Below are 13950 nucleotides of genomic sequence, written 5' to 3'. Positions count from 1 at the left end.
TTCGTCCAACGGAGATTGAACGAGCCATTACCATGTTTGCCGGAGGCTTGTTAATAGCCAGAACGCAGAGAGGTCAATTTTCTTGACCTCTCTGGATTTGCGCGGTCACGCGGCGGCGAGTGCCGATTTCGCCGGCTTGCCGGCGACATAGGTTTCGACGATCGCGCGGTCGTCGCCCATGGTCTGCAGCAGGAAAAGCTCGTCGGCGAGCGAATTGACCACTTCGGCCCGAAGCGCCATCGCCGGCGTCGCCGCCATGTCGAGCACGATGAAGTCGGCATCGGTTCCGGCTTCGAGCGTGCCGATCCTGTCGACGAGCGACAGCGCCTCGGCATTGCCGCGCGTCATCATGAAGAAGCTGTCGAAGGGGTTCAGCCGCTCGCCCTGCAGTTGCAGGATCTTGTAGGCCTCGTCGAGCGTTTTCAGCATCGAGTAGCTGGTGCCGCCGCCGATGTCGGAGGCGACCGAAGTGCGCACCGGCTTGTCGCGGCGGGTAAGCGCGCGCAGCGGAAAGAGACCGGAGCCGAGGAAGAGGTTGGAGGTCGGGCAGAAGACGGCGACCGAGCCGGTCTCGCTCATCGCATCCGCCTCGCGATCCGAAAGATGGATGCAGTGACCGAAGAGGCTTTTCGGTCCAAGCAACCCGTAGCGGGCGTAGACGTCGGTATAGTCCTTGGCTTCCGGATAGAGCTCGCAGGTAAAGGCGATCTCGTCGCGGTTTTCCGAAAGATGTGTCTGCACGTGTAAATCGGGGAACTCGTGCACCAGCGATTTGGCGACGTCCATCTGTTCCGGCGTCGAGGTGATGGCGAAGCGCGGGGTAATGGCCACATGGTTGCGGCCCTTGCCGTGCCAGTCGCGGATGACGGCGCGGGTTTCGTCATAGCCCATCTGCGGCGTGTCGAGCAGGCCTTGAGGGGCGTTGCGGTCCATCATCACCTTGCCGGCGACCATGCGCATGTCACGGCGCAGCGCTTCGGCGAAGAAAGCGTCGGCGGACGCCTTGTGCACCGAGCAATAGGCCGTCGCCGTCGTCGTGCCATGGCGGACCATCTCGTCGAAGAAGCGCTTCGCGATCCGCTCGGCATGGGCGGTTTCGACGAAGCGGCATTCCTCGGGGAAAGTGTAGGTGTTCAGCCATTCCAAGAGATTGGCGGCATAGGAGGCCATCACCTGCATCTGCGGGAAATGCAGGTGCGTGTCGATGAAGCCGGGCACGATCAGGTGCGGGCGATGATCGACTTCCGCGACATCTTCAGGCGCGCTTGTCTTCACCGCGGCGTAAGCGCCACTCGCAAGGATCTGGCCACCCTCGACCAGAAGCGCGCCATCGCTCTCGTAGCTATAGGCGGCGCTGTCGTCGATCGACGTGGGCGCGCGGTTATAGCTCAGCAGTCGGCCGCGGATGAGGGTGGTGGTCATTGTGTCTTGCCTTCCTCGACGGCGCTTTCGAACCAGGCTGTCAGCAACTGGCGCTCGTCCGTCGTCATGTCCGTTACATTTCCGGGCGGCATCGCATGGCTGCGCCCGGCCTGGATATAGATTTCGCGGGCATGTGCGGCAATCTCCGCGTCGCTTTCCAGCACAACGCCCTTCGGCGCCTGGGTGATGCCCTCATAAACCGGCTCGGCCGCATGGCACATGGAACAACGGGTCGAGACCGTGTCCTTGACGGCGGGGAAGTGCGCGTTCGCGGCGAAGCGCGAAAAGACCGGTGCGACCTCGGCCTTCTCGCCGCCGGTCAGCACCTTCGGCACGGTCGAAAGCCACATGATCAGGATGAAGAGAAGCGCAGTCACAAGCCAGGTCCAGGTTGGCTTGCCCTTGCGGGCATGGGTGGTGTTGAACCAGTGGCGAATAGTGACGCCCATCAGGAAGACGAGTGCGGCGATGATCCAGTTGAACGCCGTCGCGAAGGCCAGCGGATAGTGGTTCGATAGCATGAAGAAGATGACCGGCAGGGTCAGGTAGTTGTTGTGGAGCGAGCGCTGTTTCGCCTGGGCGCCGAGCTTCGGGTCCGGCGTGCGCCCGGCTATGAGGTCAGCGACGACGATCTTCTGGTTCGGAATGATGATAAAGAAGACGTTGGCCGACATGATCGTCGCGGTAAACGCGCCAAGATGCAGGAAGGCGGCGCGGCCGGTGAAGACCTGCGTGTAGCCCCAGGCCATGACGACCAGCGCCACATAGAGCAGCGCCATCAGCCCCCAGGTGTTGCCGCCGATCGGCGACTTGCAGAGCAGATCGTAGAAGATCCAGCCGATACCGAGCGAGGCGAGTGAGATCAGGATCGCTGTGGTTGCGGAGATATCGAGCACATGGCGGTCGATCAGGAAAAGATCGGCGCCGCCGTAATAGACGAGACAGAGCATGGCGAAGCCCGAGAGCCACGTCATGTAGGATTCCCATTTGAACCAGGTGAGATGCTCAGGCATCGAGGCCGGCGCCACCAGGTACTTCTGGATGTGATAGAAGCCGCCGCCATGCACCTGCCACTCCTCGCCATAGGCGCCGACCGGCAGGTGGTCGCGCTTCGTGAGGCCGAGGTCGAGGGCGATGAAATAGAAGGATGAGCCGATCCAGGCGATGGCCGTGATCACGTGCAGCCAGCGCACGGCAAAGGCCAGCCATTCCCAGGCAATGGCGAACTCGTACATTCAGATCCCCTTTTGTCTCTATCGCTGCACCTTGCGCAAAAACGACGGAGGGGAAAAGGGGCTTGTGAGTTCCTCAAGCCCTATTTGCTTGCAGGAACACCGGCGGGCAGAGTTCGCCGAGAATCCAGTCGCGGAAAATCCGGATCTTGGGCGTGTTGCGGCGTGCGTGCGGATAGGCAAGCCAGTAGTCGCAACCGTCGCTGCAGCGCAGATCGAACGGCTGGTAGAGCCGGCCGAGCGCCACGTCGTCGGGGTAAAATTCCGGCGTCAGAATGGCGACGCCCTGGCCGGCGACGGCGGCGCGCGCCTCGAAGGTCTGTGCGCCAAGCCGGCTGTGTGGCCGCCCTTCGAGATCGGGATCATCGACCCCGGCGGCCTTGAACCACATCGGCCACCAGGGATCGCCGGCATCGATGATGCGAAGCTTCAAGAGGTCGCGTGGTTCGTGTACGCCGCCGATGGTCTCGGCGAGCGCCGGGCTCAGCATCGGGCTGAACTCGACGCGCATCAGCGGATGGGTGTCGAGGCCGGGCCAGACGCCCCCGCCGGAGCGGATCGCGAGGTCAGCGGGCTCGCGGCTAAAATCGGTGAGCGAGTCGCTCGTCGTCAGCCGCACGGCAATGTTCGGATGGGCAAGCTGGAAGCTGCCGATGTTGCGGGCGAGCCATTGCGAGGCGAAGGTCGGGGTCGAACTGATGAGGAGCGCGCTGTCGATATCGCCGCGGGCATTGGAGACAGCTTCCTGCAGCATCTCGAAGGCTTCCGTCACACGCGGCGCCATGCGGTGGCCGACTTCCGTCAGCGAGATCTGGCGCGGCCGGCGCAGGAACAGTGGCTCGCCGACATTCTCCTCGATCAACTTCACCTGGTAGCTGACGGCTGTCTGGGTCATGCCCAGTTCTTCACCGGCCTTTGTAAAGCTGCCAAGCCTGGCGACCGCTTCGAAGACCCGCAGCGCATTCAGCGGAAACTGCTTCGACATCTTCATGGATAAGTTCTCTTGATGCATGCAGACGGATGTTCGATTGGATTTCGATCCTCCTCCACGGCATTCTCCAAGTCAACTTCCCAAGACGAACAGGTGCTGAAATGAGTTGCGACACATTCGAACGTACTGAAAGAAAACCATTTCTTTCAATCGAGCCGGTCATACGGCTCACGGCTGCCCTGTTCGGCGGCCTCGTTGCCCCCAAGCCGATGCTGGATGTCAACGCTCTCTCCGACCACATGAAGAGAGATATGGGTTTCATGGATGTCCATAGCCCGCATAGCGACGACGAGGAGGCGATGGCCAACGCCCGTCGCCTGCTCAGCATCAATGAGTTGCCGCGGATTTGAGGCAAATCTTGATGGCCGTCAGCGATCTCGCAGACGCTCGACGGCCATCAGCACACGCTCCGGTGTTGCCGGGGCATCGAGCCGCGGGCACTCGCGATAATCCGCGACACTGGCGACCGCCATGGAAAGCGCCTCCAGAACCGAGATCGGCAGCATGAAGGGCGGCTCTCCTACCGCCTTGGAGCGGCCGATGGTCTTCTCGGTATTGCTCGACCATTCGGCGAGCTTCACATTGAAGATCTTCGGCCGGTCGGAAGCGAGCGGGATCTTGTAGGTGGAGGGGGCGTGGGTGCGAAGCCGGCCCTTGTCGTCCCACCACAGTTCCTCCGTCGTTAGCCAGCCCATCCCTTGCACGAAGCCGCCCTCGATCTGGCCGATGTCGATCGCCGGGTTCAACGAACGGCCGACATCGTGCAGCACGTCGACACAGTCGACCATGTATTCGCCGGTCAGCGTATCGACAGACACTTCCGAAACCGAAGCGCCATAGGCGAAATAGTAGAAGGGTGTGCCGCGGCCGCTGGCACGGTCCCAGTGGATCTTCGGCGTCTTGTAATAGCCGGCCGCCGACAGCTGGATGCGGCCCATATAGGCCTGCTTGATGAATTCGGGGAAAGGCACCAGCTCTTCACCGATCTTCACGTGGTTGGGCACGAAGCTGACATGATCAGGCGTCGTCTGCCAGCGCTCGCAGGCGAAGGCGACCAGCCGTTCCTTGATCTGGCGCGCGGCGTCATGAGCCGCCATGCCGTTCAAGTCAGAGCCTGAGGAGGCGGCGGTCGCAGAGGTGTTCGGCACCTTGCCGGTGGTCGTCGCGGTGATGCGCACCCGGTCGAGGTCGACCTGGAAACTGTCGGCAATCACCTGCGCAACCTTGATGTAAAGGCCCTGGCCCATCTCGGTGCCGCCATGGTTCAGGTGGATCGAGCCGTCCTGGTAGATGTGCACCAGAGCACCCGCCTGGTTGAAGGCGGTCATGGTGAAGGAGATGCCGAATTTCACCGGCGTCAGCGCGATGCCCTTGCGGATGATGCGGCTCGTTTTGTTGAAGTCGAGGATCGCCTGGCGACGCGCCTGATAGTCGGCGCTCTCCTCAAGCTCGGCGACGATGCGGGCAATGATGTTGTCTTCGACCTTCTGGTGGTAGGGCGTGAGGTCCCGGCCCGAGCCGTTCTCGCCATAGAAGTTCAGCTTGCGGATCTCGAGCGGATCCTTGCCGAGCTGGTAGGCGATCTCCTCGATGATGCGCTCGCCGCCGACCATGCCCTGTGGACCGCCGAAGCCGCGATAGGCGGTGTTGGATACCGTGTTGGTCTTCAGCGGCTGCGAGGTCAGCTTCACATGTGGGTAGAAATAGGAGCTGTCGGCATGGAAGAGTGCCCGGTCGGTCACCGGGCCGGAGAGATCCGACGAAAAGCCGCAGCGCGCCGCATAGTTGGCGTGGACCGCGTGGATGCGGCCCTCGTCGTCGTAGCCGACGTCGTAGTCGACGAGGAAGTCATGGCGCTTGCCGGTTGCCGTCATATCCTCGTCCCGGTCGGGGCGGAATTTGACGGCGCGGTTGAGCTTCTTTGCCGCAACCGCGGCAAGGGCGGCGAACTGGTTGCCCTGCGTTTCCTTGCCGCCGAAGCCGCCGCCCATGCGGCGGACGTTCACCGTCACCGCATTGGAGGGCACGCCGAGCACATGCGAGACCATGTGCTGGATCTCGCTCGGATGCTGGGTCGAGGACCAGACGGTGACCTCGTCGTCCTCGCCGGGAATGGCGAGCGCGATATGGCCTTCGAGGTAGAAGTGCTCCTGGCCGCCGATGCGCATTTGCCCTTTGAGCCGGCGTGGGGCCTTTTCCAGCTCCGCCTCGGCGTCGCCGCGCTGCAGGGTCAGCGGCTGGGTGACCAGCTCGCCGCCATGGGCGACCGAGTCGAGGATGTCGGTGAAATGCGGAAGGTCGCGATAGGTGATATTCGCCAGCCGTGCGGCCCGGCGGGCGATGTCGCGGGTCTCGGCGATCACCGCAAAGGCGGGTTGCCCATGAAACTGCACGAGACCATCGGCAAGCACTGGCTCGTCATGCAGGTGGCTCGGGCTGATGTCGTTGGAATGCGGCATGTCCCTGGCGGTGAGCACGCAGACGACTCCGGGTACGGCGGCGACGGCCGAGAGGTCCATCGCGGTGATCTCCGCATGCGCCCGGTCCGTCATGCCAAGTGCGCCATGCAACGTGCCCACGGGTTCCGGCATGTCGTCGATATAGTCGGCGGTGCCGGCGACATGCTTGTGGGCGCTGTCGTGGCGCTGCGCCGCGTGCATCTCGCCCCGGATTGCCTTGCGTTCCTCGAAGGTGGACTTGTCCATGATCATCTGTCTCCCGCGGCGTAGCGCACCAGTTGCGCGGGCTCGCCACCGCTTTCCAGGAAGAAACGCATCAAGAGGTTTTTCGCCGCTAGCATGCGGTAGTCGCTTGTCGCCCGCCAGTCGGTGAGCGGCTGGTAGTCGGTCTCGAAGGCGACTTGTGCTGCGCGAACCGTCTCCTCGGTCCAGGGCTTGCCGATCAGCGCCGTTTCCACATTCGTGGCGCGCTTCGGCGTGCCGGCCATGCCGCCGAAGGCGATGCGGGCGGAGCGGACCACTCCGCCGTCTACCGACAGGCGGAAGGCGCCGAGCAGGGCGGAAATGTCCTCGTCGCGGCGTTTTGAGATCTTGTAGGCGGCAAAGAGATCGCCGGCCGGAAGACTTGGCACGAAGATGCTTTCGACGAATTCGCCCGGCTTACGGTCCTGTTTGCCATAGGCGATGAAGAATTCTTCGAGCGGCAGCGTCCGGCGACCCTCCGTCGAGCGCAGCGTCACGGTGGCGTCGAGCACGATCAAGGGCGGCGGGCTGTCGCCGATCGGCGAGCCGTTGGCGATGTTGCCGCCGATCGTGCCCATGTTGCGCACCTGCTCGCCGCCGATCCGGTCGATCAGCGGGCCGAGGCCGGGAAAGGCTTTGCCGAGCGCGGCATAGGCCATCGTGTAGCTAACGCCGGCACCGATCGTCAGACCCGGCTCCGTCTCCTCGATGCGCTGCAGCTCGGCAATGCCGTTGATGAAGATGGCCGGGTTGATCGGCCGCATCTGCTTGGTCACCCAGAGGCCGACATCGGTGGAACCGCCAACCACGGTCGCCCCCGGATTGTCGGCAAGCGCTGTCGCCAGGCCGTCGCCGTCCGCAGGCACGATCAGACAGGTGTCGCCCTGGCGAATGGTGATCGTCTCGGTCGGTGCCAGCGCCTTCAGCCGGGCGGTGATCGTTTCGCGTTCTCGCGTGATCGGGTCGAAGATTTCGGAGGGGCGCGCCTTTGCCGCCGCTTCCGCGGCGCGCACGATCGGCTCATAGCCGGTGCAACGACAGAGGTTGCCTTGCAGCGCCTTTTCGATATCGGCGCGGCTGGGATCGTCATTTGCTAGCCACAGACCATAAAGCGACATGACGAAGCCGGGCGTGCAGAAGCCGCATTGCGAGCCGTGGAAATCGACCATCGCCTGCTGCACCGGATGCAGCGTCCCGTCCTGGCCGGCAAGATGCTCGACGGTGACGACATGGGTTGCCTGCAGCGAGCCGAGGAAACGGATGCACGCGTTGACGGCTTCATAGACGAGCCTGTCGCCGGCAAGCCTTCCGACGAGCACGGTGCAAGCGCCGCAGTCGCCCTCAGCACAGCCTTCCTTGGTGCCGGTCAGCCGACGCTCCAACCTCAGGTAATCGAGCAGGGTCGCGGCCGGTGCGACGTCGGAAAGCGCGACCTCGCGATCGTTGAGGATGAAGCTGATGCTTCCGTTCGGCTGGGGCATGCCACTCGTTCCCTGCTGCTGCATATTACCTGAAATCACTTTGATCTTAGGTGGTTATGCAGAAAAGCAAAGGGCCGTGGAAATTTTTGGCTGTGTCCGTGCGTGTGGCTACTGTGCCGTCCAGCCGCCGTCCATCGACACATGCGTGCCGGTGATCTGGGCGGCATCGTCGCCGGCGAGATAGATGGCGAGCGAAGCCACCTGTTCGACGGTGATGAACTTCTTGGTCGGCTGGCCCTTCAGCATCACGTCGTTGATGACCTGCTGTTCGGTGATGCCGCGGGTGCGTGCCTGATCGGGGATCTGCTTTTCGACGAGCGGCGTCAGCACGTAGCCTGGGCAGATCGAGTTCGCGGTGATGCCGTTTTCGGCGACTTCGAGAGCGACGGTCTTGGTCAGGCCGAGGACGCCGTGCTTGGCGGCGACATAGGCCGCCTTGAATGGCGAAGCGACGAGGCCATGGGCGGAAGCGATGTTGATGATGCGGCCCCAGCCTTTCGCCTTCATGCCGGGAATGGCGGCGCGGATCGTGTGGAAGGAGGAGGAAAGGTTGATCGCGATAATACGATCCCATTGCTCGATCGGAAAATCCTCGACCTTCTCGACATATTGGATGCCGGCATTGTTGACGAGGATATCGACGCTGCCGAAGTGCTCGGTTGCTGTCGCGATCAGATCAGCGATCTCGGCGGGCTTCGTCATGTCGGCGCCGTGATAAAGCACCGTTCCGCTCGTCAGCGCGCTGACGTCGTCCGTCGCTTGTCTGATCTCATCCGGGCTGCCGAAGCCGTTCAGCACGATGTTGGCACCGCCCTTGGCGAAAGCCTTGGCGATCGCAAGCCCGATTCCGCTCGTCGAACCGGTGATGACCGCTGTTTTCGTCATTGTTGCTCTCTCCCTTCGTGGCGCTACGGGCTGCTTTGTTGCGGCGCAACAGCGCCAGCCTACGCGTAAAACGGGCGCACTGACAATTGTGTTTTTGAGATCCGAGCCGCAGAGTTGCTGCGGGGGCCAGCGAAGCCGATCGGTTGCGTTTTGTTTTCGTTTGACATTCGTTTTGCCATCGTATTGAAGTTTTCGAAATGAGATCCCGCCCTTGAGGACGGGTGAATAAACATGCGTGTGGCCGGGGAGGGGCATATGGGCGGATACATTCTCGCGATCGATCAGGGTACGACCTCAAGCCGGGCGATCGTCTTCGACGGTCAGCAGCAGATCGCCGGCGCCGGCCAGAAGGAATTCAAGCAGCACTTCCCCAAATCCGGCTGGGTCGAGCACGATCCCGAGGAAATCTGGCAGACGGTCCTTTCGACGGTCCAGGAAGCGATCGCCAAGGCGGGCATCACCGCCGGCGACCTTGACGGCATAGGCATCACCAATCAGCGCGAGACGGTCGTCGTATGGGATCGCGAAACCGGCAATCCGATCCACAATGCCATCGTCTGGCAGGACCGCCGCACCGCGTCCTATTGCGACAGGCTGAAGAAGCAGGGGCTGGAAAAGACCTTCACCAGGAAGACCGGCCTGCTGCTCGATCCCTATTTCTCCGGCACCAAGCTCAACTGGCTGCTCACCAACGTCGACAGGGCCCAGGCGCGCGCTTCCAAGGGTGAGCTCTGCTTCGGCACGATCGACACCTTTCTCATCTGGCGGCTGACCGGCGGCAAGTCCTTCGTGACCGATGCCACCAACGCCTCGCGCACGCTCCTCTACAACATCTCGGAGAATGCCTGGGACGACGAACTGCTGAAGATCCTGAAAGTGCCGCGCGCCATGCTGCCGGAGGTCAAGGACTGCGCCGCCGATTTCGGCGTCACCGACCCGGCAATCTTCGGCGCCGCCATCCCGATCCTTGGCGTTGCCGGCGACCAGCAGGCGGCGACGATCGGCCAGGCCTGCTTCAAGCCGGGCATGCTGAAATCCACCTATGGCACCGGCTGCTTCGCGCTGCTCAACACGGGGAAGGACATGGTGCGGTCGAAGAACCGGCTGCTCACCACCATTGCCTATAGGCTCGACGGCGAAACGACCTATGCGCTCGAAGGTTCGATCTTCGTTGCCGGTGCTGCCGTGCAATGGCTGCGCGACGGCCTGAAGGTGATCAAGGCGGCACCCGATACCGGGACGCTCGCCGAGAGCGCCGATCCGACGCAGGAAGTCTACCTGGTGCCGGCCTTCACAGGGCTTGGCGCGCCGCACTGGGATCCGGATGCGCGCGGCGCGATCTTCGGCATGACCCGCAACACCGGCCCGGCCGAGTTTGCCCGCGCCGCGCTCGAAGCCGTCTGCTACCAGACGCGCGACCTGCTCGAGGCGATGCACAAGGACTGGCGCAACAACGGCAAGGAAACGGTGCTGCGCGTCGATGGCGGCATGGTCGCCTCCGACTGGACGATGCAGCGGCTGTCCGATCTGCTCGACGCGCCGGTCGACCGGCCCGTCATTCTCGAGACCACCGCGCTCGGCGTCGCCTGGCTTGCCGGCAGCCGTGCTGGCGTCTGGCCGAAGCAGGAGGCGTTCGCCCAGTCCTGGGCGCGTGACCATCGCTTCGAGCCGGCCATGGACGAGAAGACGCGCAAGGCCAAGCTCAGGGGCTGGCGCAACGCCGTCAAGCGCACGCTGAGCTGAGAACCAGGACGGGGCGGTTTTCGCCCGCATCATCCGGTTCCTGCCAATTATCCGACACAGGCTCCATTCATGCTCATCCGGGAAACACAGCGTTTCCCGGATGAGCATTTGCTGCCCACGCGCGCGGCAACTATCTGTTGTCACAACAGAAATAGGACGGGCATCATGGAACTCGGGCTTTATACATTTGCGGATGTCGATCCGAATGCGGCAGACAAGGGCAAAGAGGGGCAGCGGCGCCTCAAGAACCTTCTCGAAGAGATCGAGCTTGCCGATCAGGTCGGCCTCGACGTTTTCGGTCTTGGCGAACATCACCGCCCTGACTATGCGGCCTCGGTACCCTCGGTCATTCTGGCCGCTGCCGCCGCCAAGACGAAAACCATCCGGCTGACCAGCGCCGTGACGGTGCTGAGCTCGGACGATCCGGTGCGCGTCTTCCAGCAGTTTTCGACGCTGGATCTGATCTCCAATGGCCGCGCCGAGATCATGGCCGGTCGCGGCTCCTTCATCGAATCCTTCCCGCTCTTCGGTCAGTCTCTCGACGATTACGACCAGCTCTTTGCCGAGAAGCTCGATCTGCTGATGGCGCTGCGCGACAGCGAGAAGGTCACCTGGTCGGGCGAGATGCGGCCGGCGATCCATGATCGCGGCGTCTATCCGCGGCCGCTGCAGGGGGTGCTGCCGCTCTGGATCGCCGTTGGCGGCACGCCGCAATCGGTGGCGCGGGCAGGAGCGCTCGGCCTGCCGGTGGCGCTCGCCATCATCGGCGGCGAGCCGCGCCGGTTTGCGCCGCTGTTCGATCTCTACCGCGAGGCCGCGCGCCGGGCCGGCCAGGATGCGGCCAAGCTCAAGACCAGCATCAACGTGCACGGCTTCATCGCCGACTCGACCGATATCGCCGCCGACCAGTTTTACGGGCCGCAGGCCGAGGTGATGAACCGGATCGGCCGCGAGCGCGGCTGGGGGCCGACGAACCGGGCGCATTTCGACCAGGCACGCAGCCCGAACGGGAACCTCTTCCTTGGCGACCCGGAGACGGTGGCGGAAAAGATCGTCGAGAACTGGAAGCTGTTCCGCAACGATCGTTTCCTGCTGCAGATGGCGATCGGGCCGATGCCGCATGACCAGATCATGCGCGGCATCGAGCTCTACGGCACCAGGGTGGCGCCGCTGGTGCGCACGGCGCTGGCGGAAGAGAAGGCGGCGGCGCGGGCCGCCGTCTGACCTCAAACGCCGGGTTCAGTGTTCGATTGCCGACCGTCCCGTTCGGTGCTGGCATAACGTATAGCGACACGCTACATGTGAGCGCGAAAGCGAGACACGGATGACCCTCAACAACGAAGAAGATCTGCTGCGGCTGAAGGAAATCGGCCGCATCTGCGCCAACGCGCTGCAGGCGATGGGCGAGGCGCTGGAGCCCGGCATCACCACGGCGGAACTGGACTCGATCGGTCGCAAGGTGCTGGAAGAGGCCGGCGCGCGCTCGGCGCCCGAGCTCTGCTACAAGTTTCCCGGCGCCACCTGCATCAGCGTCAACGAGGAAATCGCCCACGGCATTCCCGGCAGCCGGGTGATCCAGGCGGGCGACCTCGTCAACATCGACGTCTCGGCCGAGAAGGACGGCATCTTCGCCGATACCGGCGCCTCCTTCCCGGTGCCGCCGGTCACGGCCGCGATCGACCGGCTTTGCCGCGACGGCAAGCGGGCGATGTGGGTGGGCCTCAAGCAGGTGCGTCCCGACCAGCCACTGGCGGCCATCGGCAACGCGATCGGCGACTTCGCCCGCAAGAACCGCTATTCGCTCGTCACCAATCTCGCCAGCCACGGCATCGGCCGTTCGCTGCACGAGGAGCCGACCGAGATCGCCACCTGGCCTGATCCACGCGAACGGCGCCGGATGACGGACGGCATGGTCTTCACCGTCGAACCCTTCCTGTCGATGGGCGCGCAATGGGCCGAAGGCGGCAACGACGATTGGACGCTCTACAGCGATCCAAGGGCGCCAACGGTGCAATACGAGCACACCGTCGTCGTCACGCGCGGCGGGCCGTTGGTCGTGACGCTGCCCGGCTAGATCAGGGATGCGATTGCGGGCCGCGGCCGTCATCGCTCCTCTAACCCATTGAAATCGGCGATCGTTCGATTTCTTCAATAGGTCCTTCAATTATTGTCGTTTGTGGCGCGTCGTGTTGCGGTGCAATAAACTGACATGACCACGCTCGACAGACCGCTTCAGGCCAATATCTCCGCCACGGCAACCGCCGGCGCCATTGCCATGGCCGTCGCCATGGGGTTCGGCCGATTCTCGTACACGCCGATCCTGCCGGCGATGATGGCCGATCTGGGCTTGTCGCCCGGCGATGCCGGCCTCATCGCCTCGGCAAATTTCGTCGGATATCTCGCAGGCGCGATCCTTGCAGCCTATGGCTGGGCGCACGGACATGAACGGCGTATCGGCCTTATGGCGCTCGTCGCCACGACGGTGCTGCTTGCGGCCATGGGGCTCTCGTCCTCTGTCGCCGCGCTGGCGCTCATCCGGTTCCTGGCCGGCCTTGCCAGCGCCTTTGCGATGATCTTCATCTCCGGCATCGTGCTTGGCCATGGCCTGCTTGCACGATCGGAGCATGTGCCGGCCGTCCATTTCGGCGGCGTCGGCCTCGGCATCGCATTTTCGTCGCTCTGCGTCTGGGCAAACCCGCTTGCGGGCCATGCCGGCCTGACGACCTCCATGGGCGACTGGTTCACCGGGGCTCTGGTTGGATTGATCGGGACCATTGTCGTCGCCGCACTTCTGCCAGGCGTTCCGTCGACCGGTGCGGGCACGGTGCGCGAGAAGCCGCTTCGCTGGACGCGACCGCTGACGGTGGTGACGTTCACCTACGCACTCTTCGGTTTCGGTTACGTGATCACGGCCACCTTCCTCGTCGCCATGGCGCGTGACCCGACCGGCGGCCACGGCATCGAGTTTCTCGCCTGGTTGCTGACAGGTCTTGCCGCCGCACTGTCCGTCTATCTCTGGCGCTTTGCCGTGCCGCGCTTCGGCCTTGCCGGCGTCTACGCAATCGGCCTTCTGGTCGAGGCGGTCGGCCTGGTTCTGACGGTCAGCCTGCCCTTGCCCTATGCGCCGCTTGCCGGCGGGCTGATGCTTGGGGCTACCTTCATGATGATCACGGCTTACGGCCTGCAGATCGGCCGGCAACTTGCGCCGGACAGTCCGCGCAAGGCGCTGGCGCTGATGACCGCCGCCTTCGGCATCGGTCAGATTATCGGTCCTCTGGTCGCCGGTTGGCTGGCGGACCGCACCGGCAGCTTCTCCGCGCCAACCTTGATTGCGGCAGCCGTGCTCTTCCTCTGCGGCGGCGTTATCCTCGTCGAGTTGAAGCGGATTTCGGCAGCGTTGAGGGCGTGACAGGCACCGGACGGGTTCCTTCGGTGCCGTCCTCCGCCCGGATGAAATAACAGTAACGTTTACATTACCCGATTGTTGATAGCGG

General features: G+C 63.5%; 11 protein-coding genes. 5 read left to right on the top strand and 6 right to left on the bottom strand.

What is annotated here, in order from left to right; genetic code table 11:
* Positions 1-105: 105 nt before the first annotated feature.
* The 3 genes from guaD to AC070A_RS04125 form a co-directional block, all read right to left on the bottom strand.
* The gene (guaD, locus tag AC070A_RS04135; protein WP_218373504.1) at positions 106-1422 is read right to left on the bottom strand and encodes a guanine deaminase; all 1317 of its coding nucleotides are present in this window, start codon (positions 1420-1422) and stop codon (positions 106-108) included.
* Entirely contained in the window at positions 1419-2657 is a 1239-nt protein-coding gene (gene puuD, locus AC070A_RS04130; RefSeq protein WP_057252985.1) for a urate hydroxylase PuuD, read from the bottom strand. Before puuD ends, guaD begins: the two co-directional genes overlap by 4 nt.
* A 73-nt stretch (positions 2658-2730) precedes the next feature.
* Positions 2731-3645 carry a LysR substrate-binding domain-containing protein gene (locus AC070A_RS04125; RefSeq protein WP_162771067.1) on the bottom strand — a complete coding sequence of 305 codons (915 nt, stop codon included), beginning with the start codon at positions 3643-3645 and terminating at the stop codon, positions 2731-2733.
* A 29-nt stretch (positions 3646-3674) separates the two neighbouring features.
* Between AC070A_RS04125 and AC070A_RS04120 the strand changes: the two genes are divergently transcribed.
* Complete coding sequence (locus AC070A_RS04120) at positions 3675-3995, top strand: hypothetical protein (RefSeq protein WP_058321176.1); 321 nt, start codon at positions 3675-3677, stop codon at positions 3993-3995.
* A gap of 18 nt (positions 3996-4013) precedes the next feature.
* On the opposite strand, the gene xdhB is transcribed toward AC070A_RS04120, so the two are convergent.
* The 3 genes from xdhB to AC070A_RS04105 all read right to left on the bottom strand — a co-directional run bounded on the left by xdhB (position 4014) and on the right by AC070A_RS04105 (position 8713).
* Positions 4014-6350 carry a xanthine dehydrogenase molybdopterin binding subunit gene (xdhB, locus tag AC070A_RS04115; RefSeq protein ID WP_218373505.1) on the bottom strand — a complete coding sequence of 779 codons (2337 nt, stop codon included), beginning with the start codon at positions 6348-6350 and terminating at the stop codon, positions 4014-4016.
* Positions 6351-6352: 2 nt separating this feature from the next.
* Positions 6353-7828, bottom strand: a complete 1476-nt coding sequence (gene xdhA, locus AC070A_RS04110) for a xanthine dehydrogenase small subunit (RefSeq protein WP_218373506.1) — start codon at positions 7826-7828, stop codon at positions 6353-6355.
* Positions 7829-7936: 108 nt separating this feature from the next.
* On the bottom strand, positions 7937-8713 hold the full coding sequence (locus AC070A_RS04105) for a 3-hydroxybutyrate dehydrogenase (RefSeq protein ID WP_218373507.1): 777 nt from the start codon (positions 8711-8713) through the stop codon (positions 7937-7939).
* Between the two features lie 255 nt (positions 8714-8968).
* Between AC070A_RS04105 and glpK the strand changes: the two genes are divergently transcribed.
* The 4 genes from glpK to AC070A_RS04085 all read left to right on the top strand — a co-directional run bounded on the left by glpK (position 8969) and on the right by AC070A_RS04085 (position 13865).
* The gene (gene glpK / locus AC070A_RS04100; RefSeq protein WP_113737042.1) at positions 8969-10456 is read left to right on the top strand and encodes a glycerol kinase GlpK; all 1488 of its coding nucleotides are present in this window, start codon (positions 8969-8971) and stop codon (positions 10454-10456) included.
* Positions 10457-10621: 165 nt separating this feature from the next.
* Positions 10622-11680: an LLM class flavin-dependent oxidoreductase gene (locus AC070A_RS04095; RefSeq protein WP_113737043.1), complete on the top strand. Its 1059-nt coding sequence runs from the start codon at positions 10622-10624 to the stop codon at positions 11678-11680.
* A gap of 100 nt (positions 11681-11780) precedes the next feature.
* Positions 11781-12530 (top strand): type I methionyl aminopeptidase, encoded by a 750-nt coding sequence (gene map / locus AC070A_RS04090; protein WP_113737044.1) that lies wholly within the window; start codon positions 11781-11783, stop codon positions 12528-12530.
* 135 nt (positions 12531-12665) lie between these two features.
* Positions 12666-13865, top strand: a complete 1200-nt coding sequence (locus AC070A_RS04085) for an MFS transporter (RefSeq protein WP_218373508.1) — start codon at positions 12666-12668, stop codon at positions 13863-13865.
* Positions 13866-13950: the final 85 nt, after the last annotated feature.

This window comes from Ensifer sp. GW101-20A05 (genome assembly GCF_059424735.1).
Note: the sequence above shows the minus strand (reverse complement) of the source record. Positions and strands in the feature narration are given on the sequence as shown.

Excerpts from the sequence above, each read along its gene's own strand:
- guaD (WP_218373504.1), bottom strand. The coding sequence starts at position 1,422 with ATGACCACCACCCTCATCCGCGGCCGACTGCTGAGCTATAACCGCGCG.
- puuD (WP_057252985.1), bottom strand. The coding sequence starts at position 2,657 with ATGTACGAGTTCGCCATTGCCTGGGAATGGCTGGCCTTTGCCGTGCGC.
- AC070A_RS04125 (WP_162771067.1), bottom strand. The coding sequence starts at position 3,645 with ATGAAGATGTCGAAGCAGTTTCCGCTGAATGCGCTGCGGGTCTTCGAA.
- AC070A_RS04120 (WP_058321176.1), top strand. The coding sequence starts at position 3,675 with ATGTTCGATTGGATTTCGATCCTCCTCCACGGCATTCTCCAAGTCAAC.
- xdhB (WP_218373505.1), bottom strand. The coding sequence starts at position 6,350 with ATGGACAAGTCCACCTTCGAGGAACGCAAGGCAATCCGGGGCGAGATG.
- xdhA (WP_218373506.1), bottom strand. The coding sequence starts at position 7,828 with ATGCCCCAGCCGAACGGAAGCATCAGCTTCATCCTCAACGATCGCGAG.
- AC070A_RS04105 (WP_218373507.1), bottom strand. The coding sequence starts at position 8,713 with ATGACGAAAACAGCGGTCATCACCGGTTCGACGAGCGGAATCGGGCTT.
- glpK (WP_113737042.1), top strand. The coding sequence starts at position 8,969 with ATGGGCGGATACATTCTCGCGATCGATCAGGGTACGACCTCAAGCCGG.
- AC070A_RS04095 (WP_113737043.1), top strand. The coding sequence starts at position 10,622 with ATGGAACTCGGGCTTTATACATTTGCGGATGTCGATCCGAATGCGGCA.
- map (WP_113737044.1), top strand. The coding sequence starts at position 11,781 with ATGACCCTCAACAACGAAGAAGATCTGCTGCGGCTGAAGGAAATCGGC.
- AC070A_RS04085 (WP_218373508.1), top strand. The coding sequence starts at position 12,666 with ATGACCACGCTCGACAGACCGCTTCAGGCCAATATCTCCGCCACGGCA.